Source organism: Onishia niordana, from assembly GCF_004798965.1.
Classification (GTDB): Bacteria; Pseudomonadota; Gammaproteobacteria; order Pseudomonadales; family Halomonadaceae; genus Onishia; species Onishia niordana.
The window spans coordinates 66,886-87,586 of sequence record NZ_SDSD01000003.1 but is presented as its reverse complement, the minus strand read 5'-3'; the positions used below and the strand labels follow the sequence as shown (position 1 = coordinate 87,586).

Annotated in this window: 18 protein-coding genes and 1 pseudogene; 10 read left to right on the top strand and 9 right to left on the bottom strand. The window is 64.7% G+C overall.

Annotated elements, in window-relative coordinates; all coding sequences use genetic code 11:
* Nucleotides 1-97 precede the first annotated feature (97 nt).
* The gene (locus ETC27_RS07040; RefSeq protein ID WP_136254306.1) at nucleotides 98-280 is read right to left on the bottom strand and encodes a hypothetical protein; all 183 of its coding nucleotides are present in this window, start codon (nucleotides 278-280) and stop codon (nucleotides 98-100) included.
* Nucleotides 281-503: 223 nt separating this feature from the next.
* On the opposite strand from ETC27_RS07040, the gene ETC27_RS07035 reads away from it, so the two are divergent.
* Complete coding sequence (locus ETC27_RS07035) at nucleotides 504-1,451, top strand: 2-dehydropantoate 2-reductase (RefSeq protein WP_136254305.1); 948 nt, start codon at nucleotides 504-506, stop codon at nucleotides 1,449-1,451.
* Nucleotides 1,452-1,571: 120 nt separating this feature from the next.
* Nucleotides 1,572-2,636 (top strand): patatin-like phospholipase family protein, encoded by a 1,065-nt coding sequence (locus ETC27_RS07030; RefSeq protein WP_136254304.1) that lies wholly within the window; start codon nucleotides 1,572-1,574, stop codon nucleotides 2,634-2,636.
* 69 nt (nucleotides 2,637-2,705) lie between these two features.
* Here the strand turns inward: ETC27_RS07030 and ETC27_RS07025 are convergent, their stop codons facing one another.
* From ETC27_RS07025 to ETC27_RS06995, 7 genes are all read right to left on the bottom strand, one after another.
* The gene (locus ETC27_RS07025) at nucleotides 2,706-3,446 is read right to left on the bottom strand and encodes a lipoate--protein ligase family protein (RefSeq protein ID WP_136254303.1); all 741 of its coding nucleotides are present in this window, start codon (nucleotides 3,444-3,446) and stop codon (nucleotides 2,706-2,708) included.
* On the bottom strand, nucleotides 3,443-4,219 hold the full coding sequence (locus ETC27_RS07020) for a 2-oxo acid dehydrogenase subunit E2 (protein WP_136254302.1): 777 nt from the start codon (nucleotides 4,217-4,219) through the stop codon (nucleotides 3,443-3,445). Before ETC27_RS07020 ends, ETC27_RS07025 begins: the two co-directional genes overlap by 4 nt.
* A gap of 11 nt (nucleotides 4,220-4,230) precedes the next feature.
* On the bottom strand, nucleotides 4,231-4,467 hold the full coding sequence (locus ETC27_RS07015) for a biotin/lipoyl-containing protein (protein WP_136254301.1): 237 nt from the start codon (nucleotides 4,465-4,467) through the stop codon (nucleotides 4,231-4,233).
* A 15-nt stretch (nucleotides 4,468-4,482) separates the two neighbouring features.
* Nucleotides 4,483-5,514 (bottom strand): alpha-ketoacid dehydrogenase subunit beta, encoded by a 1,032-nt coding sequence (locus ETC27_RS07010; RefSeq protein ID WP_136254300.1) that lies wholly within the window; start codon nucleotides 5,512-5,514, stop codon nucleotides 4,483-4,485.
* Between the two features lie 18 nt (nucleotides 5,515-5,532).
* On the bottom strand, nucleotides 5,533-6,519 hold the full coding sequence (locus tag ETC27_RS07005; RefSeq protein ID WP_136254299.1) for a thiamine pyrophosphate-dependent dehydrogenase E1 component subunit alpha: 987 nt from the start codon (nucleotides 6,517-6,519) through the stop codon (nucleotides 5,533-5,535).
* Nucleotides 6,520-6,533: 14 nt separating this feature from the next.
* Nucleotides 6,534-8,114, bottom strand: coding sequence for a GMC family oxidoreductase (locus ETC27_RS07000; protein WP_136254298.1), 1,581 nt, complete (start codon nucleotides 8,112-8,114; stop codon nucleotides 6,534-6,536).
* Nucleotides 8,115-8,176: 62 nt separating this feature from the next.
* On the bottom strand, nucleotides 8,177-8,695 hold the full coding sequence (locus ETC27_RS06995) for a gluconate 2-dehydrogenase subunit 3 family protein (RefSeq protein WP_136254297.1): 519 nt from the start codon (nucleotides 8,693-8,695) through the stop codon (nucleotides 8,177-8,179).
* A 353-nt stretch (nucleotides 8,696-9,048) separates the two neighbouring features.
* On the opposite strand from ETC27_RS06995, the gene ETC27_RS06990 reads away from it, so the two are divergent.
* A complete protein-coding gene (locus tag ETC27_RS06990; protein WP_136254296.1) occupies nucleotides 9,049-11,031 on the top strand; it encodes a sigma-54-dependent Fis family transcriptional regulator in 1,983 nt (660 codons plus the stop codon).
* Nucleotides 11,032-11,040: 9 nt separating this feature from the next.
* Here the strand turns inward: ETC27_RS06990 and ETC27_RS06985 are convergent, their stop codons facing one another.
* Nucleotides 11,041-12,012: a substrate-binding domain-containing protein gene (locus ETC27_RS06985; protein WP_205742702.1), complete on the bottom strand. Its 972-nt coding sequence runs from the start codon at nucleotides 12,010-12,012 to the stop codon at nucleotides 11,041-11,043.
* A 116-nt stretch (nucleotides 12,013-12,128) separates the two neighbouring features.
* Here ETC27_RS06985 and ETC27_RS06980 point away from each other — a divergent pair, with 116 nt between their 5' ends.
* The 7 genes and pseudogenes from ETC27_RS06980 to ETC27_RS06955 all read left to right on the top strand — a co-directional run bounded on the left by ETC27_RS06980 (nucleotide 12,129) and on the right by ETC27_RS06955 (nucleotide 20,630).
* Nucleotides 12,129-12,860, top strand: coding sequence for an ABC transporter permease (locus ETC27_RS06980; protein WP_136254295.1), 732 nt, complete (start codon nucleotides 12,129-12,131; stop codon nucleotides 12,858-12,860).
* Nucleotides 12,857-13,588 (top strand): ATP-binding cassette domain-containing protein, encoded by a 732-nt coding sequence (locus tag ETC27_RS06975; RefSeq protein WP_240724840.1) that lies wholly within the window; start codon nucleotides 12,857-12,859, stop codon nucleotides 13,586-13,588. Before ETC27_RS06980 ends, ETC27_RS06975 begins: the two co-directional genes overlap by 4 nt.
* Before the next feature lie 63 nt (nucleotides 13,589-13,651).
* On the top strand, nucleotides 13,652-14,476 hold the full coding sequence (locus tag ETC27_RS06970) for an ABC transporter substrate-binding protein (RefSeq protein WP_136254294.1): 825 nt from the start codon (nucleotides 13,652-13,654) through the stop codon (nucleotides 14,474-14,476).
* Nucleotides 14,477-14,772: 296 nt separating this feature from the next.
* Entirely contained in the window at nucleotides 14,773-15,942 is a 1,170-nt protein-coding gene (locus tag ETC27_RS06965) for an isovaleryl-CoA dehydrogenase (RefSeq protein WP_136254293.1), read from the top strand.
* A gap of 154 nt (nucleotides 15,943-16,096) precedes the next feature.
* Nucleotides 16,097-17,704: a carboxyl transferase domain-containing protein gene (locus tag ETC27_RS06960; RefSeq protein WP_136254292.1), complete on the top strand. Its 1,608-nt coding sequence runs from the start codon at nucleotides 16,097-16,099 to the stop codon at nucleotides 17,702-17,704.
* Nucleotides 17,661-18,461 (top strand): annotated as a pseudogene (locus tag ETC27_RS17265) (enoyl-CoA hydratase-related protein); the annotation flags it as partial. The gene ETC27_RS06960 and the pseudogene ETC27_RS17265, both read left to right, overlap by 44 nt.
* Nucleotides 18,462-18,554: 93 nt before the next feature.
* Nucleotides 18,555-20,630 carry an acetyl/propionyl/methylcrotonyl-CoA carboxylase subunit alpha gene (locus ETC27_RS06955; protein ID WP_168709043.1) on the top strand — a complete coding sequence of 692 codons (2,076 nt, stop codon included), beginning with the start codon at nucleotides 18,555-18,557 and terminating at the stop codon, nucleotides 20,628-20,630.
* Nucleotides 20,631-20,701 lie beyond the last annotated feature (71 nt).

The window sequence follows — 20,701 nt, the reverse complement described above, 5'->3', positions numbered from 1 at the left end:
CGTTCTATAATTCGTCAGTCTACTGCCATCGACGCAGGGCTTCCCGCAACGAATGAGGAAGAGGCTGACTCAAAAAAGCGACAGCGGCCTTATAAAGTCAGCAGCGACCCTTCTTGGCCTGACCCGGAGGACAGAAGCCACCACCACCATGTCCACCGTGATGCTCGCCGTCGCCGATCTCGATAATGGGTTCCGGATCGATACGGGCAGGCTGATAGCTGCAACCGGCGAGTGTCAGGGTGGCAGCGACGACGGTCAGTGCGAGAATGGTCAATTTCATGCAAGACTCCTTCCCGATAGCTCAGGAAAATGATGTAAACGAACGACTATGGGCAGTGTATAAGTCCCGTGCCACCTAGCCCAAATGTCGCGGAAGCGAGACAGGCAAAGATGATAGCCTCTTGCTCTACTTGCAAAAAATAATGGCCATGCAGCTACCGCTTGGCAGGCCGAATTGTCCAGATAAGTATTCCACTCTCCCCCCTTATAAGGATCAGATCAGTATGCGATTTGCCATTTACGGAAGCGGCGGTGTAGGCGGCTATTTCGGTGCACGACTCGCGGAAGCCGGCGAGGACGTCACTTTTCTTGCACGCGGTGACCATCTGGCGGCGATAAAGCGCGACGGATTGACCGTCAGAAGCATCAACGGCGACATCCACCTTGCCAAGGCACAGGCCAGCGACGACCCGGCAGCCATCGGCGTGGTGGATGTGGTGATCGTGGCGGTAAAAGCCTGGCAGGTCGAGGAAATCGCCCAGACAATGGCGCCGCTCATCGGCCCCGAAACTCTGGTACTGCCACTGGAGAATGGCGTGGAAGCCACCGAGGTGCTCGGCGAGGTCGTCGGGCACGACAAGGTGCTGCGCGGGCTATGTGGCATCATCGCCTACCGCGAGGCGCCGGGGATAATTCGCCATGCAGGCGTCGAACCATTCGTGCGTTTCGGCGAGCCCGATAATCGCAAAAGTGAGCGCACTCAGCGTGTGAAGGCAGCCTTCGATCGGGCCACTGGGATCACCGCCGAGATTCCCGATGACATCCAGGTCTCCGTCTGGAGCAAGTTCCTGTTCATCTGCGCCATGAGCGGCGTCGGCGCCGTGACCCGCGCGCCCATGGGCATCAGCCGCCAGCTACCGGAGAGCCGCCAGTTACTCGAGCAGGTCATGGAAGAGATCACCGCCGTCGGCCGAGCAAGGGGCGTAGCCCTGCCCGACGACGCCGTCGCGCGGGCGCTTACGTTTATCGATACCCTGCCTGAAACCAGCACCGCCTCGATGCAGCGCGACATCATGGAAGGCCGGCCTTCAGAGCTCGAGTCGCAGAACGGCGCGGTGGTTCGATTGGGCCATGCGGCCGGCGTCGCGACCCCGATCAATGCCGCCCTCTATGCCGCCCTGCTGCCCCAGGAAGCGAGAGCTCGTGGGGAAGTGAGCTTCGCGGATCGCTAGGCCCATCGCTACCCCGACTCGAGCCCACCGTCGGGCTCCCGGGACACGGGGCGCTGCTCATCTACACTGCACTGCAACAGGGCGGCCAACACGGCAGCCCACCAGGCAAGGGGGACAGGCATGACGGAAAGGAAGCGAATCGACCTGGCGCTACAAGGCGGCGGCTCCCACGGCGCCCTGACCTGGGGCGTACTGGATCGCCTGCTGGAAGACGATCGGCTGGAGATCGACGCCATCAGCGGCACCAGCGCCGGCGCCATGAACGCAGTGATCCTGGCCGACGGACTCTACAAGGGCGGCCGCGACGGCGCGCGGGAGGCCCTGCGCGCCTTCTGGCATTCGGTGAGCGAGATGGCCCGCTTCTCGCCACTGCAGCGTACCTTCTGGGACCGCCTGATGGGCGACGACAGCCTGGATCACTCCCCGGGCTACCTGTTCTTCGAGAGCCTCACCCGGCTGGTCACTCCGGTCCAGCTCAACCCCCTGGGCATCAACCCGCTGCGCGACCTCATCGAGAAGCGCATCGATTTCGACTGCGTCAACGCCTGCGACAAGGTCAAGGTCTTCGTCACCGCCACCAACGTGCGCACCGGCCGGGCAACGATCTTCCGCCAGCCCGCGCTGACCGTCGACACCCTCATGGCCTCGGCCTGCCTGCCCAACCTCTATCCCGCCGTGGAGATCGATGGCGAGGCCTACTGGGACGGCGGCTACAGCGGCAACCCGGCGCTCTACCCGCTGGTCGACGACCGCGGCTGCAGCGACCTGGTGGTCGTCCAGGTCAATCCCCTGGTGCGCCGCCAGCTACCCGACTCCGCCCGGGAAATCCTCAACCGCATCAACGAGATCACCTTCAACTCGAGTCTGATCAAGGAACTGCGCAGCATCCAGCTGCTGCAACGGCTGATCGAGGCCGAAGACCTGGAGCTCGAACGCTTTCGGGCCATGCGCCTGCACCTGATCCACGCCGAGCACGACATCGAGGAGCTTAGCGCCTCCAGCAAGATGAACGCCGAATGGTCCTTCGTCTCGCGGCTGCACGAGCAGGGCCGCCGCTGGGCCGACCGTTGGCTAGCCGACCACTTCGAGGCCATCGGCCAGCACTCCACCTTCGACCTGGACGCAGTGTTCGACGACACCTTCCGGCCACCTGCCAGCAGCGAGAGTGTCACGCCCGATTCATGAGCACTCCGCCGGGTCCAGGTACTCGGCCTCGACCATTCCAACGACTCCGGGGAGCATGACGGTGACGCCTCAGGCCGGCGCGACATCCTTGCTTGTCATCAGTCGCTTCAGCAGCCCGGGGATCGTGCCCTCGAGATCCAGGTCGGGCAGCACATCGCACAGGGCGATATGGCTCGCCGCCTGGAAGCGCTGGGGGTCATCGATGGCGGCCTGGAAATCGTTGACCACGGCGACCAGTTCCGCGGGATTGCCCTCGACCTGCATGGCGCCGTGGACCAGTAGCGCCATGTCGCGACAGCCCTGCACCCGCCGCCAGCGCTGGGCGGTACCGACCAGCTTGCGACCACCAATGCGCACGTTGAAGCGCCCGTCGCAATAGGCACCGGGCGCCGGGCCTAGATCGGCCGAGGCCACGCCGAGCTCGGCAAGCCAGCCGCACCAGGGATCACCGAGGCGGTGATAGCCCCATTCCAGGTGCGCCGCCGAGCTGCCAACCCGGCAGCGCACGGCCAGCGCCAGGTTGACCACACCCGGACTCTGGGGCACCGGGGTACCCCCTGAACCGCGGAACTGGATCGGCCAGCCCGCCTCCTCGAGACGTTCCCGGGCGTCGGGGAAGCCCGCCAGCCGCGCATGGCGGCGTGGCATCACCAAGGCGCGATCGCTTGGCTGCCAAGCCAGTATCCGCTTGTCGCTCTCCCCTTCGCAGACCTCTTCAAGCAACGACTGCTCAGCGCGCAGGCCTTCCTCCACGCTCATTCGGCGTAGACTTGGAAAGGTCGTTTCGGTCGTGGTAAGTGGCACATTCATGGTTCGCTCGGCTCCTTCTTTCGGTCGGCGAGTTCGGCATCGAAGGCGTCCGGTACCAGCGCTTCAATACGCTCACACAACGTATCCAGGAAGGCCGCCGCCGGCGCGCCGTTCACCGCGCGATGATCGAAGGTCAGCGACAGCCCGATCACCTCGGCGAGGCGCACGCTGCCATCGTCGTCCGGCACGGCGCGCCACTGGGTGCCGCCGATACCCAGGATCGCCACCTGGGGCAGGTTAAGGATCGGCGTGAAATGATGCACCCGGGAGCGACCCAGGTTGGAGACGGTGAAGGTAGCCCCGGTCAGTTCACGGACACCGAGCTTGCCAGCGCTGGCTTTCTCTACCAGTGTGCGACGCGCTCCCGGCAGTGCCCCGAGGGAGATTGCCTGGGCATCAAACAGCGCCGGCGCCAGCAGCAGGTCATCAGGCAACGGCACGGCGAGCCCCAGGTGCACCGCCGCATGCTCGGTGATGCGATTGTCCTCCAGGGTCGCGTTCAGCGCCGGAAACTCGCCAAGCGTCTGCACCACCAGGCGCAGCAGCAGGTCCTGCACCGAGGGCACCGGCAAACCGACGGCTCGGCAATGGTCACGCAGTGCCTGCATGGCACCCACGTCGGCACCGGCATGGTGGGTCAGTTGGGCACTGGACTGCAGGCTCTCGCGCATCTTGGTGGCGATCATGCCGCGCATCCCACGCAGGGGATACTCGCGAGGCGCGGGTCGATGCGCCGCCTCCTCGGCGGCGTTTGATGGGGTATCGAGTGGCATGGCTGGCCTCCTCAGGCGTCCAGGCTGGCGATCGTAGTGCCCTTGGCAACCACCTCGTCTTCCTGCTTGGTAATAGTCAGTGTTCCGGCAGCCGGTGCCTCTATCTCATACTGGGCCTTCTCGACCATCACCTCCGCCACCAGGTCGCCCTGGTTGACCTGGCTGCCCTCTTCGACCAGCCAGGCGGTGATCACACCCTCGTTGTCACCTTCCCAGAGGTCCTCGGGTACGGTAATTGCAGTGCTCATAAACGGTGTCTCCTGTTAGTTACTCATCATCTGGTGGAAGGCATCAACGATCTTGTCGGCATTGGGCAGGGCCCACTGCTCCATGGTCGGGGCGAAGGGGATCGGGATGTCCGGATAGGCGACGCGCCGCGGTGCGGCCTTGAGGCAGGTGGTGTCATGCTCGACCACGCTGGCGATGATCTCGCCGCTGACGCCATAGCTGTGGTAGTCCTCGTCGACCACGATCAACCGGCCGGTCTTGGCAACGGAAGCACGCACTGTCTCCCGATCCAGCGGCACCAGGCTTCTCAGGTCGACCACCTCGACGTCGACGCCCTCCTCACCCAGCGTCTTGGCGGCACGCAGGCAGTGGTGCACCCCGGCACCCAGGCTGACCAGGGTCAGGTCGCGACCTTGCCTGGCCACCGCGGCCTTGCCGATCTCGACGGTGTAGCTCTCTTCGGGCGTGGCGACGGTGGCGCCCTTCTCGGTGCCCAGCCAGCCCATGCCCTGTAGCGACTTGTGGTACATGAACACCACCGGGTTGTCGTCACGGATCGCCGCGGTCATCAACCCCTTGGCGTCATAGGCATTGCTCGGCACCACTACCTTCATGCCTGGTAGATGAGCGAAGGTCGCGTAGAGGCACTGGGAGTGCTGGCCACCATCGGAATAGCCACCGCCGGTAGAGGTCATCAGTACCATCGGCACCTTGACATTGCCCCCGGCGAAGTAGGTGTTCTTGGCCATCATGTTGTAGATGGCGTCCATGCAGACGCCGAAGAAGTCGACGAACATCAGCTCGACGATAGGCCGCATGCCATCAGACGCCGCGCCTACCGCGGCACCGATGAAGGCCGTTTCCGAGATGGGGGTATCCCTTACGCGTTCACTGCCGAACTCGTCATGCAGTCCGCGAGTGTTGCCGAAGACGCCGCCCAATGGGCCCACGTCCTCGCCCATGACGAAGACCGACGGGTCCTTGCGCATTTCATGGGCCGTGGCCTCGGCCATGGCCCGGGCGATGGTCAGCTTGCGAGAGCTGGAAGTAGTGCTGGTTGTAGTCATGGAAACTCTCCTGGGCAATCAGACGAAGACGGTTTCGAGCGCCGCTTCCGGGGGCAAGAAGTCGCTATCCTGAGCGAAGCGGATCGCCGCCTCGACGCGCTCATGGGCCTTATCGACCAGGTCGGCGTCGCTTGCCGCGTCGATCAGCCCGGCCTCAAGCAGCGCCGCGCGATACCGCGGGATCGGGTCCCGGCCCTTAAGGCCGGCCTTTTCGCCCTCGGGGCGATAGTCTTCGCTGTCACCCATGAAGTGTCCGGCCAGCCGCGAGGTCTCGATCTCGATCAGTGTCGGCCCCTGTCCATCCCGGGCGCGGGCAATGGCCTCGCCGGCGGCAGCGAACACGCCCTCCACGTCGTTATCGGCAACGTGTGTCCCTGGCATGCCATAGGCCTCGGCGCGCATGTCGTTGCGCAGCACGGCGGTGGAAGCCTGCTTGGCCACCGAGATGCCCCAGGCGTTGTCCTCGATGATGAACACCACCGGCAGTTGCCAGACGGCGGCCAGGTTCAGCACCTCGTGGAAGGCGCCCTGATTGGCCGCGCCCTCCCCCAGGAAAGCCACCGCCACGCCAGGCTTGCCCTGCATCTTCCTGGAGAGCGCGGCACCCGCCGCCGGCCCGAGGCTCTCGCCGATGATGCCTGAGCAGGAGAAGTTCACCGCGGCATCGAAGAGGTGCATATGGCCACCGCGTCCCCCGGAGAGCCCCGTGGCCTTGCCGAAGATCTCGGCGACCATGGCGTTGAGATCGACGCCCTTGGCGACGGCGATATGGTGTGGACGATGGGTGGCAACGACCACGTCGTCGGCGTTGAGATGGGCACAGACGCCCACCGCACAGGGCTCCTGGCCATTGGAGAGATGCATCTCACCGGGGATCGGTCCCTTGGCCATGTTGAACACCGGGGTCTTGCCTTCCATATAGAGCGTCTCGATGCGCTCCTCGAGATGGCGGCTGGTCACCATCTGGCGATACATCCACAGCCGCTGGTCGTTAGTCGGTTGCATGGGTATCCCTCCGCTCAGATTTCTTGGCGCTGCATGCGCTCGGCGATGTGATCGGCCTGGCGAAGTGCCAGGGCGACGATGGTCAGTGTCGGGTTCTCGGCCCCGCTCGAGGTGAACTGGCTGCCGTCGGAGATGAAGAGGTTGTCGATGTCGTGGGTTTGGCCCCACTGATTGACGACCCCATCCGCGGGGCGAGCACTCATGCGATTAGTGCCCACGTTGTGGCTGGTGGGGAAATCCGGCACCTGGAAGACGCGCTCGGCCCCGGCCGCCTCGTAGCATTTGGTGGCCTGCTGCTCGCCATGGCGACGCAGCGCCACGTCGTTGGGGTGGTCCCCCTTGTAGACGATGGGCACCGGCAGGCCGTGCTGATCCTTCTTGGTGTCATGCAAGGTGACGCCGTTCTTCTCCACGGCTAAGTCCTCGCCGCAGATCCAGACCCCGGAGAGGTGGTCGTACTTATCCAGCGCCGTGGTGATGTCGCGCCCCCAGCCGGCATTGGAGGGGTCCATGAACTTGGCGAAGAAAGGCACGCCCAGCGACATGACTTCCAGCGTGTAGCCACCGGCGAAGCCCCGCGAGCGATCCAGGCGCGCCTCGTCGGAGATGATGCCGGCGAAGGTGGTGCCACGATGCATGTGCACGGGTTTGGGCATCACACCGAAGATGCAGCTGGTGGCATGAGTCATGTAATTGCGTCCCACCTGACCGGAGGAGTTGGCCAGACCGTCGGGAAACAGCGAGGAGTGAGAGTTGAGCAGCAGACGAGGCGATTCGATGGAATTGCCGGCGACGCAAACTGCACGGGCGCGCTGGCGATGCCGATTGCCGTCGCCATCGGCATAGACCACTGCTGTAGCCCGGCCCTTGTCATCATGCTCGATCGTGAGCGCCATCGAGCGCGGTCGCACCTCGCAGTAGCCGCTGGCCTCGGCGCGGGGGATGTCGGTGTACATGGTCGACCACTTGGCGCCGAAGCGGCAGCCCTGCATGCAGAAACCGGCCTGCATGCAGCGTCCGCGCTCGTCGTATTGCTCGGTATTGATGGCCATCGGCCCGGAACGCAACTGCGTGTAGCCGATCCGCTCAGCGCCAGCGGCCAGTACCTTGAAGTTATTGTTCCACTGGTGGTAAGGCATGCCGGTGGAGTCGCCTGTCACACCCATATGGCGCTCGGCCTTCACGTAATAGGGCTCGAGATCCTCATAGGAGATCGGCCAGTCGAGAAGGTTGGCCCCTGCGATGTCGCCAAGCTCGCTGTGCGAGCGAAATTCATGAGGCTGAAAGCGCAGCGACACACCGGCCCAGTGGATGGTGCTCCCCCCCACTGCTTTAACGATCCAGGCCGGCAGGCCGGGGAAGGTATCGGTCAACTGGCGAGGCCCGGCGGTGATGCGTTCATCGAGCCAGGAGATCTTCTTGAACATCTCCCACTCGTCGTTTTCGATGTCGTTCATCTGGTAACGCTTACCGGCTTCCAGCACCACGCTGTTGATGCCCTTCTTGGCAAGAGCATGGGCCAGGGTGCCACCACCGGCACCGGAGCCGATGATCACCACCACACTGTCGTCGTCATAGTCGAAACGGGTTGCCATGGCGTGCTTCCTCATTGTGCTGTTCTTGTTGTGTTGTGGCCTCAATCTCGGTGAGTCGGGCGTCACAGCCAGTCGATCACCAGGTCATCGAACCCCCGGTACAGATAGCCCCCCCGTTGCCACGACGACCCCTGGTAGCCGAAGTACGGCTCCCATAGCTCAGGGTTGTCGTAGAGGCCCACTACCAAGGTGCCTCGCACCGTCTGGAAGAAGTCGCCATCCTCGATCTCGCGCAGCAGCATCGCCCGATCCGTTTCTTCGGTGACATCGCCGTAGTCTTTCCCATAGGTGTCACGGGCCCGGCGATTGAGGTCGGCAAGGCCTTCGGCGATCAGAGCCCGATGGCTGTTCAGCAGCGGTTCGAGAGGAGTGAGGTAATAGGTGTCGGCGATGGCGTCGTGGGGGTAGATGTCACGCCCCATGCGCAGCAGGCCGGCGGCCAGGTCTGGATCGGCCAGAGCCCAGCGCGGCCAGAGGCTGCCGGCGCTGAGCGCCAGCCCGCCGGCGACCAAGGCCCCTTGGCCGGAGAGGGTGAGGAAGCGACGCCGGCTCAGCGGCATCGTTCTGGAAGAGGTGGTCATGGCGTGGCTCCTGTTGTTGTTCAGCGCGGTCGTCGCGCCTGTGGTCAGCCAGAGCGACCATCTCGGCCGCACCCCTCCCCTGGCAGCTTTCGTGCCAGGAACCACCAAACAGGAACCAATCGATTGTTTTAAAAGAGATAATTCAAACATTAACCGGCAAAAACCGGCGCCATGCCCTCGGCCCTAAGACCGTACGTTACAGTCGGTGTGACAGCGGCATTTACAGGAAGCGTTACAGCTGTAACGCAGGCGACCAAGGTCGTATCACCGATGACCTTTCCAGGGCGTACCTTGAAAGTCAGGATCACAACCGCTCGATGACGTGCCGGCTTGGCCGGCTCAAGGCCACCACCATGAACACCACACAGCACGCACACGCACAACGAGCCCATGTCGCCACCATTCTGCGTACCCTCGACCAGCCCGACGGTGGCGAGGAGGCGGTGATCGAGCGATCCTGGCGCCGCTGCATCGACCGCTATGGCCTCGATCCCACGGCACCAAGCCTCCCCCGCTATGTCCCAGACGGCACTCTGCGCGAGCACCAGGATCAGGCAGACGCCTTGATTCAGGTAGCTCGAGCTGGCGTCGAGCAGCTCTATCGTCAGGTGATCGAGCTTGGTTATGTGGTACTGCTCACCGATGCTCGGGGCATTGCCGTGCAGTTCCTGGGCTCAAAAAGCGACCAGCGTGAGCACCAGCGTACCGGCCTCTACCTGGGCGCCGACTGGAGCGAAGAACATGCCGGCACCTGCGCAGTAGGCACCTGCATCCAGGAACAGGTGCCTCTGACCTGTCACCATAGTGATCACTTCAGCGCCCACCACATCCAGCTGACCTGCACGGCGGCGCCAATCTTCGACCCGGACGGCCAGCTACTGGCGGTGCTCGATATCTCCGCCTATCGCTCGCCGGAATCGAAGACCTCGCAGACCTTCGCGCTACAAGTCGTCAAACACTATGCGCGGATGATCGAGGACGCCTACTTCCTGCAGCGCTACAGCGGCAGCCACATCATCTGCCTGGATCGATCACGGGAATTCGTGCAGATCAATCGACGCTACCTGATTGCCATCGAGGAGGATGGCACCCTGCTGGCCGCCAACACCGCCGGGCGCAAGCTGCTACGTTTTCACGAATTGCCACTGGCGGGGCCCGGCGAGACGCGTCCGTTTCGAGCCTGGCACATTCAGGACCTGCTGAATGCCGAGACTGACGACGTGCTCAATATTCAGCGCTACGGCGATGACCGGGTACGCGCCTTCCTTACCCACCGCCACCGCGAGCTGCACTTCGCCACCCTGATCGAGCCCCAGCGCCGTCAAGCGCCCAGTGGTGAACCGCGTCGCAAGGACTCGAGCTTGGCACCGCTGGAAGCGCTGGCCGACGATGACCCGGCGATGCGCGATACCCTGACCCGGGCCGCAAGGCTTCGCAACGAACCGATCAATATATTGGTGATCGGCGAAACGGGGACCGGCAAGGAGCGCATGGCCCGGGCCCTGCACGATTCCAGCCGGCGCCGCGAGCAGCCCTTCGTGGCCATCAACTGCGCCGCCATGCCTGAATCGCTGATCGAGAGCGAGCTGTTCGGCTACGAGCCTGGCAGTTTCACTGGCGCGAACAGCAAGGGCATGAAGGGGCTGATCGCGCAGGCTGACGGCGGCACCCTCTTCCTCGATGAGATCGGCGACATGCCATTGCAATTGCAGACCCGGCTGCTGCGGGTGCTGGCAGAGGAGGAGGTGCTGCCCATCGGCGCCAACCGGCCGATCAAGGTTGACCTGCGGGTGGTAGCAGCCACCCACCGCGACCTGCGCGGGCTGATCGACCTCGGCCGTTTTCGCGAGGACCTCTTCTATCGCCTCAACGGGGCCAGTCTGCGCCTGCCGCCGCTCCGTGAGCGGGCCGACCAGGACTTCCTGATCCGTCGACTGTTCGACGAATTGCAGGCCGAGCGCGGGGGGACTCGGGCGAGGCTTCGCGGCGATGCGATGAGTGCTCTGCTCGCCTATCCCTGGCCGGGCAACATCCGCGAGCTGCACAATGCGCTGCGCTATGCCCTGGCCACTTGCGAGGGCGGCGAAGTGGTGGTTGGCGACTTGCCCGAAGAATGCACCAGCGGTCATCTCGCCCATCCGGCGGCACGTCCCGCCGAACCGCTCGCCGGCTACTCGTCAATGGCCCGCGGTAAGGACCCACTGCGTGAAGCGCTTAGCCAGCATCGCTGGAACATCAGTGCGGTGGCCCGAGAGCTCGGGCTGTCGCGCCCCACCATCTATCGGCGCATGAAGCGCCTCGGGATCGTTTCACCACAATATCAGGACGGCGAATAAGCGAGCCTCTCAGGCGTTGTAGACGACCTCGCCAAGCCCGGCGAGATCATAGCCCTGCATCAGGGAGGCTCGCTCTGCAAAACGTGGCTCTCTCGCAAAGGCCAACAGATGCTGCACCGGGGGCTCGAAGTAGCTGCGGCGCCGCATGGCCAGATCGAAGCATTCCTGGTGCAGGGGCACAAAATCGAGCCCATGTCGATGCGCCGCGGCTTCGACGCCAAGCCCGACATCGGCCTGTCCCTGATGTACTGCCAGGGCAAGGTCATCCTCGCTGAGCATGGGATGGCGCGCAAACCGTACCTCCTCAAGCGCAATACCCGCCCGTTTCAGCAGATAACGTAGTAATCGATCGGCACCAGCGCCAGGCTGGCGCCTTGCTACTACCGGTGCATCCTCCTCGCGCTTCCTTGTTCGTGCGAGGTTTTCCCCCTCCCTGTTGCCTGCCGCTGCGTTCACGTTGATGAGCGCGTCCAGCGAGCGAATGCCTCGTGGGTTGCCCCGCGGCAGCATCAACCCCTGGCGGCGCCGCGCCCAGCGGATCATCACCAGGTCGCGTACCCCGCCCAAACCCAGCAAATCCGGGCGGTTGTAGCCACCATCGGCGTCATCCACGACATGCACGCCTGCAAGCAAGGCGTCCCCCTCAAGCAATCGGCGAGCGCCATCGCCGCTGCCATGGCAAAGCATGGCTAACTCTGAACCACTCTCACGCAACGTCCACTCGAGCAGCGGGTCCTGGCTACCCGCCAGCACCCTCGGCACCGGCCTTTGTCCGGGCTGATCGCCCTCCAGGTGACTCATCAACCACAGATCAATGCTTTGGCGGGGAAACAGCAATTTGCCGGTTACCTTGGTGCAAGGGATCTCGCCCTGGCGAACCAGATCGTACACCTTGCGCTCCTTGAGTCTCAGGTAATCGGCCACCTCGGCGGTGGTTAGATAAGGATGGCGAGGCACTTGGGAGGCGTCATCTCTGAGCATGAGTTGAATCCATCGTGTTCACATGTCGTTTTATAGTATTTGACTGCATATTTTTCAGCATAGGATGCATTCCGGATCTATAAACCACATGCTGCAAGCCTTATCAGGAGAATGCCATGTCGACCAGCGGGATAACAGATAGCGCCCTGCACAACGACAGTGCCTTGCACACGGCCCTTGCACTGGTCATCGACATGGATCCGGCACTGGTGGACATCGTCACCTTGTCGCTGCGCGTGTCGTTGAGCGCCGTGCTGGCCGCAGCACTGATCGGCCTGCCACTGGGCGCCGCCCTAGCGCTTTGGCGCCTGCCAGGCCGCGGGGTGGTCATCGTGGCGCTCAACGCCCTCATGGGCCTGCCACCCGTGGTAGCCGGGCTTGGCGTTTATCTGCTGCTGTCGCGGGCCGGCCCGCTGGGTGAGCTAGGGCTACTGTTTACGCCGAGTGCCATGATCATCGCCCAAGTGGTACTGGTGCTACCGATTATCGCCGCCCTGGCGCGCCAACTGGTCGAGGAGCTGTGGGGCGAGTATCGGGAGCAGCTTTCTTCTTTCGGGCTGAGCCGCGCCCGCGCGATTCCCACCTTGCTGTGGGATGCGCGTTTCGGCCTGATTACCGTGGTGCTGGCCGGTTTTGGCCGCGCCAGCGCCGAGGTCGGCGCGGTATTGATCGTCGGTGGCAACATCGATGGCGTGACCCGTGTCATGACCACCGCCATCGCACTTGAGACCAGCAAGGGCAATTTGCCGTTGGCGCTAGGACTCGGGATCGTGCTGTTGAGCCTGGTGGCACTGATCAACGGCGCCGCCTATATCATCGGCGAAACCGCCAGGAGACGACTGGGATGAGCGACATGAGCATGGCGATTGGTATCGAAGCGCCTCCCGCCGGTCTCGCGATGGAGTCGGTGAGTTTCGACCATCGCGGCCAGGCCCTGCTGCATGACGTGACGCTCACGCTTTCGGGCGCCGGCAAGACTCTAATCATGGGCCCCAACGGCGCCGGCAAAAGCCTCTTGATGCGCTTGGCCCACGGCCTGCTGCAACCCAGCCGAGGGCAGATCCGTTGGCCGAATGGCCAGCCGCGTCAAGCCATGGTCTTCCAGCGCCCAGTGCTGCTGCGCCGCTCGGCACTGGCCAACCTGACCTACACATTGAAGATCAACGGGGAACCTCGCGCCAAGCGACGCGCGAAGGCCATGGAAGCATTGCAACGCTTTGGTCTTGCTGCCCTGGCAAAACGACCGGCAAGAGTGCTGTCGGGTGGCGAACAGCAGCGACTGGCACTGGCTCGCGCCTGGCTCATCGGCCCCGAGGTGCTCTTTCTGGATGAGCCCACCGCGGCGCTGGACCCCGCCGCCATCAAGGCGGTCGAGGATGCAATCGAGGATTTCCACCGCCGCGGCACCCGCATCGTCATGACCAGCCACGACCTCCACCAGGCACGCCGCCTGGCCGATGAGGTGATTTTTCTGTGCAGCGGCCGACTGGTCGAGCACAGCAAGGCCGAGACATTCTTCTCGGCACCATGTACCGCGGAGGCGCAAGCCTTCGTGAAAGGAGAACTGGTCTGGTAACGCGTTCTGCGACGCTCTCACCAGTTGCCTTTACTCGTTGTCACTACTACAAGGAAAGCTCGTATGCGCTATCGGATACTTAGCCTCGCCGCCCTGGGCCTTATCGGCAGTACCCTGACTACCGCTGCCCTCGCTCAGGACGATGCCCCCTTCATCACTCTGGCGTCGACCACGTCCACCGAGCAGTCGGGCCTGTTCGAATCGATTCTGCCCAAATTCAAGGAAGACAGCGGCATCGACGTGCGTGTCGTCGCGGTGGGTACCGGTCAGGCCTTCGAAATCGCCCGTCGCGGCGACGCCGACAGCCTGCTGGTGCATGACACTAATGGCGAGAAGCGTTTCGTTGACGAAGGCTATGGCAGCGAACGTCAAAACGTCATGTACAACGACTTCGTGATCCTTGGGCCGGACAGCGACCCTGCTGGCGTGCGCGGTTCAAAAGACATCGAACAAGCCCTGACGCGCATCGCCGAAGCCGAGGAACCCTTCGCCTCACGCGGCGATGACAGCGGTACCAACCGTGCCGAGCTTCGCCTGTGGGACGCCGCCGATATCGAACCGAGCGGCGAATGGTACCGTGAGCTGGGTAGCGGCATGGGCCCCACCCTCAACACCGCGGCCGGCATGGACGCCTATGTGATGTCCGACCGCGCCACCTGGGTCGCCTTCCAGAACCCGCAGAACCTGGACATCGTCTTCGAAGGCGACGAGGCACTTTTCAATCAGTACGGCAGCATCCTGATCAGTGAAGAGCGCTTCCCAGACCTCAAACATGACCTGGCCGAGCAATGGCATAACTGGCTGACCTCCGACGAGGGCCAGGAGGCAATCGCTGATTACAGTCTCGATGGCCAACAGCTCTTCTTCCCCAATGCCGACGATTCCTGATGGCTAACGCCTTTACATGGCAAACGGGTAAAGGCTGGTTAAAGGTCCGGCTCGAGGCCTGACACGACAATATTTGAAACACTCATTATCGGGCGCCTAACAGGCGCCCGATGTCGTTGCAGTGGGCATCGGGCTGCAACCTTGGTCTACCCTTGGCGACCCTCACTTTACGTTAACGTAAACCAAGCCTAGGCTAGTGCTATCAACCGAGATTAGACATCCAGCAACGCGGCGCACGACGGCCTGTCGGGTCTTCCTCGACGCCGTCCGCCAACGACTCGCCCGGGAGCCACGCCATGCATACCCCCTACCAGCCCCTCGACTTCGGCCTCGATGAGACCATGGTCATGCTGCGCGATCAGGTAAACGCCTTCGCCCGCGACGAAATCGCCCCGCGTGCCGCCGAGATCGACGAGCAGAACGAATTCCCCAACGATCTGTGGCAGAAGTTCGGCGACATGGGCCTGCTCGGCATCACCGTGCCCGACGAGGACGGCGGCAGCGGCATGGGCTATCTCGCCCACTGCATCGCCATGGAGGAGATCTCCCGGGCCAGCGCCTCGGTGGCGCTCTCGTATGGCGCCCACTCCAACCTGTGCGTCAACCAGTTAAAGCTCAACGGCAGTGCCGAGCAGAAGGCCAAGTACCTGCCCAAGCTGATCAGCGGCGAACACGTCGGTGCCCTCGCCATGTCCGAACCCGGCGCAGGCTCCGACGTGGTGTCGATGAAGCTGCGCGCCAAGAAGGACGGCGATCACTACATCCTCAACGGCAACAAGATGTGGATCACCAACGGCCCCGACGCCCATGTCCTGATCGTCTACGCCAAGACCGACCCGGCGGCCGGCTCGAAGGGCATCACCGCCTTCATCATCGAAAAGGACATGCCCGGTTTCTCCACCGCCCAGAAGCTCGACAAGCTCGGCATGCGCGGCTCCAACACCTGCGAGCTGGTGTTCCAGGATTGCCGCGTACCGGTCGAGAACGTGCTGGGCGAGGAAGGCCGCGGCGCCAAGGTGCTGATGAGCGGGCTGGACTACGAGCGTACCGTGCTCGCCGCTGGCCCCATCGGCATCATGCAGGCCGCCATGGACGTGGTGGTGCCCTACGTTCACGAGCGCAAGCAGTTCGATCAGGCGATCGGCGAGTTCCAGCTGGTGCAGGGCAAGATCGCCGACATGTACACCACCTTGAACGCCTGCCGGGCCTATCTATATGCGGTGGCCGCCGGCTGCGATCGCGGCCAGAACTCTCGCAAGGATGCCGCCGGGGTGATCCTCTACTGCGCCGAGAAGGCCACCCAGGTGGCGCTGGATGCCATCCAGCTGCTCGGCGGCAACGGCTACATCAACGAGTACCCCACCGGGCGCCTGCTGCGCGACGCCAAGCTCTACGAGATCGGCGCCGGCACCAGCGAGATACGGCGGATGTTGATCGGCCGCGAGATCTTCAACGAATCAAAATGAAAATGGCTGCGCTCACTCATACGGCGTTAAAAATTGACTCAAGATGCTCATTTACAACAGTAAACTCGAACGCGAGCCCGGTCCGTCTTCGTCAATTTTTGCCTGGTCTGAGTATCGCTCGCCGATTTTCGCCAACTAAGGATTGAAGAGCTCCATGGCAAACTTAACGACCCAGATCAATCCGCGCAGCGACGGCTTCCAGGCCAACGACGCGGCGATGCGCGCCGAGGTCGGCAAGCTGCGCGAGCTGACCGCCGCCATCGCCCAGGGCGGCGGCGAGAAAGCCCGCGCCCGCCACGAATCCCGCGGCAAGCTTTACGTGCGCGACCGCATCGACCACCTGCTCGACGAGGGCTCGCCCTTCCTCGAGTTCTCGGCGCTGGCCGCCCATGAGGTCTACGACAGCCCGGTGCCCGCCGCCGGCGTGGTCACCGGCATCGGCCGAGTGTCCGGCGTGGAGTGCGTGATCGTCGCCAACGACGCCACGGTCAAGGGCGGCACCTACTTCCCGCTGACCGTGAAGAAGCACCTGCGCGCCCAGGAAATCGCCCGCAAGCATCGCCTGCCCTGCCTCTACCTAGTGGACTCCGGCGGTGCCTTCCTGCCCCGTCAGGACGAGGTCTTCCCCGACCGCGACCACTTCGGGCGCATCTTCTACAACCAGGCGACGCTGTCCGCCGAGGGCATCCCGCAGATCGCCGTGGTGATGGGCTCCTGCACCGCCGGCGGCGCCTACGTGCCGGCCATGGCCGACGAGTCGATCATCGTCAAGGAACAGGGCACCATCTTCCTCGGCGGCCCGCCCCTGGTGAAGGCCGCCACCGGCGAGTCGATCAGCGCCGAGGCCCTGGGCGGTGCCGACGTCCATGCCAGGATCAGCGGCGTGGCCGACCACTACGCCGAGAACGACGCCCACGCCCTGCAGCTCGCCCGGCGCTGCGTGGCGCGGCTCAACTGGCAGAAGCACGGCCAGCTCGCCATGGCCGAGCCCAAGCCACCGCGCCTCGACCCCGAGGAGCTCTACGGCATCGTCGGCACCGACCTCAAGAAGCCCTACGACGTCCGCGAGGTGATCGGCCGCATCGTCGATGACTCAGCCTTCGACGAATTCAAGCGCTATTACGGCGACACCCTGGTCACTGGCTTCGCGCATATCCACGGCCACCCGGTGGGCATCGTCGCCAACAACGGCGTGCTGTTCTCGGAAAGTGCGGTGAAAGGCGCGCACTTCATCGAGCTGTGCGCCCAGCGCAAGATCCCGCTGGTGTTCCTGCAGAACATCACCGGCTTCATGGTCGGCTCCAAGTACGAGCACGAGGGCATCGCCAAGCACGGCGCCAAGCTGGTCACCGCCGTGGCCTGCGCCAAGGTGCCCAAGTTCACCGTGCTGATCGGCGGCAGCTTCGGCGCCGGCAACTACGGCATGTGCGGCCGCGCCTTCGAGCCCAACCTGCTGTTCATGTGGCCGAATGCCAGGATTTCCGTGATGGGCGGCGAACAGGCCGCCGGGGTGCTGGCCCAGGTCAAGCGCGAGCAGATCGAGCGCGAGGGCCGCGAGTGGTCCGCCGAGGAAGAGGCGGCCTTCAAGCAACCGACCCGCGACCAGTACGAGCACCAGGGCCACCCCAACTATGCAAGCGCGCGCCTATGGGACGACGGCGTGATCGATCCCGCCCAGACCCGCGACGTGCTGGGGCTCTCCCTGGCCGCCGCCATGAATGCCGAGGTGGAAGAGACCCGCTTCGGCGTCTTCCGGATGTGAGGTTGCCATGAGCACAGACAACGTTTCCCGTCCCTCGATGTGCCGCCTCGAGATCGACAACCGCGGCGTGGCCCGGTTGACCCTGACCCGTCCCGAGGTGCACAACGCCTTCGACGACCACCTGATCGCCGAGCTCAACGATCACCTGCACCGGGTAGGCGAGCTCGCCCAGCGCGGCGAGGTTCGTGCGCTGGTACTCAGCTCCGAGGGCAAGAGCTTCTCCGCCGGCGCCGACCTGAACTGGATGAAGCGCATGGTCGACTACGACTTCGAGGACAACCTCGCGGATTCCCGCGAGCTCTCGGCGCTGATGCACGGCCTGGACACCCTGCCCTGCCCCACCGTGTGCCGCGTGCAGGGCGCCACCTTCGGCGGCGCCGTGGGCCTGGCCGCCTGCTGCGACATCGTGATCGCCGCAGACAAGGCCAAGTTCTGCCTCTCTGAGGTGCGGATCGGCCTGTCGCCGGCGGTGATCAGCCCCTACGTGCAGCGCGCCCTGGGTGAGCGGCAGATGCGCCGCTATGCCCTGACCGCCGAGGTCATGGACGCCGCCACCGCCGAGGCCCTGGGCCTGATCCATCGCGTGGTCGAGCCGGATACACTCGACGCCGCCGTCGAGGCCATGGTCGAAACCCTGCTCGGCACCTCGCCCCAGGCCAGCCGCGCCACCAAGGCGCTGCTCGCCGAAGTGGCCCGCGAGCCCGACAGCAATGCCACCCGCGATCACACCTGCCGCATCATCGGCGAGCTGCGGGTCAGCCATGAAGGCCAGGAGGGCCTGGCCAGCTTCCTCGAGAAGCGCCGTCCCGCCTGGGCCCCCCGACGATTCATCGAACACGGAGCGCCGCACATGACCCGGACGTCCGCTACCCCCGCCCAGCGCTTCGACACCCTGCTGGTGGCCAACCGCGGCGAGATCGCCTGCCGCGTGATGCGCACCGCCCGTGCCCTGGGCCTGCGCACCGTCGCCGTCTACTCCGACGCCGACGCCAACGCCCGCCACGTGCGCGAGGCCGACGAGGCCGTGCGCCTGGGCCCGGCCGCGGCCCGCGAGAGCTACCTCAAGGTCGAGGCGGTGATCGAGGCCGCCCAACGCACCGGCGCCGGCGCCATCCACCCCGGCTACGGCTTCCTCTCCGAGAACGGCCCCTTCGTCGAGGCCCTGGACGCCGCCGGCATCACCTTCGTCGGCCCGCCCGCCTCAGCCATCGCCGCCATGGGCGACAAGTCCGCCGCCAAGGCACGCATGCATGACGCCGGCGTGCCCCTGGTGCCCGGCTACCACGGCCACGACCAGGACGACGCCCTGCTGCGAGATGAGGCCGATCGCATCGGCTACCCGGTGCTGCTCAAGGCCAGCGCCGGCGGCGGCGGCAAGGGCATGCGCGTGGTGGAATCCGGTGAGGCCTTCCAGGCCGCCCTGGAGGGTTGCCGCCGCGAGTCCCAGGCCGCCTTCGGCGACCAGCGTATGCTGATCGAGAAGTACCTGACCCAGCCGCGCCACGTGGAGGTCCAGGTGTTCTGCGACACCCACGGCAACGGCGTCTACCTCTTCGAGCGCGACTGCAGCGTGCAGCGCCGCCACCAGAAGGTCCTTGAGGAGGCCCCAGCTCCGGGCATGACCGCTTCGCTGCGCCGCGAGATGGGCGAGGCCGCGGTGCGCGCCGCCAAGGAGATCGGCTACGTCGGCGCGGGCACGGTCGAGTTCCTGCTCGACTCTTCACAAGGGCAGGACGGCGCTTTCTATTTCATGGAGATGAACACCCGCCTGCAGGTGGAGCACCCGGTCACCGAGATGATCACCGGCCAGGACCTGGTGGCCTGGCAGCTCAAGGTCGCCATGGGCGAGCCGCTGCCGCTGGCCCAGGACGAGTTGACCATCACCGGCCACAGCTTCGAGGCGCGCCTCTACGCCGAGGCCCCCGATCAGGACTTCCTGCCCGCCACCGGCACCCTCTCGCGCTTCGCCATGGATCTAGACGGCGCCGGCCTCGAGCCGTCACGCGTGCGCCTGGACAGCGGCGTGGCCACCGGCGATGCCGTCTCCATGCACTACGACCCGATGCTCGCCAAGCTGATCGTGCACGGCGACGACCGCACCCAGGCCCTGGCCACCCTCAACCGGGCCCTGGCCGCCCTGGACGTACAGGGCGTGGTCACCAACCGTGGCTTCCTGCAGCGCCTGGCCACCCACCCGGCCTTCCGCAACGCGGAGCTGGACACCCGCTTCATCGAGCGCCACGAGGACACCCTGTTCGCCGCGCGCGAAATCGCCCCCGAGGAATACGCTGGGGCGGCGCTGATCGGCCTGCACCAGCTGGCCCGGGAGTGCGAGAGCGACTCCCCCTGGGACCGCCACGACGGCTTCCGCCTCAATGCCCCGCACACCATCCGCATCGCCCTCTGCGCACCCGAGCATGCCGCGGACGAGGACGACGCCAAGGCCGTCACGGTGGTCGAGGGCCGGCGCGAGCAAGAGTCCGCGCCCTGGCGGCTTTCCATCAAGGGCCAGAGCTTTTCCACCACGTATGCCGCCACCCTGGAGCCACTCGAAGGCGACGCCGTGGCGGTGACGCTCGACGGCCACCGCCGCCGGCTTCAAGCGCGGCGCGACGGCAACGTGCTGGTGATGGTCGACCCGCAGCGCGAGACTCGGCTGTTCTGGCGGCGCATTGACGCCATCGACCACGGCCATCACGAGGCCGAGTCCACCCTCACCGCGCCCATGCACGGCACCGTGGTGGCGCTGCTGGTGGAAGCCGGCGCCAAGGTGGAGAAAGGCATACCACTGATGGTCATGGAGGCGATGAAGATGGAGCACACCATGACCGCCCCCGCCGACGGCCACGTGGAGAGCTTCCACTTCGCCGCCGGCGACACCGTGGGTCAGGGCGACGTGCTGCTGGAATTTGCCGCCGAGGAATGACGTCCAGCGCCATGGTGAGCGGTGCCGGCGACAGGTCGAAGTGGAGGTCCTCTGCCAGGGATGGCAGAGGT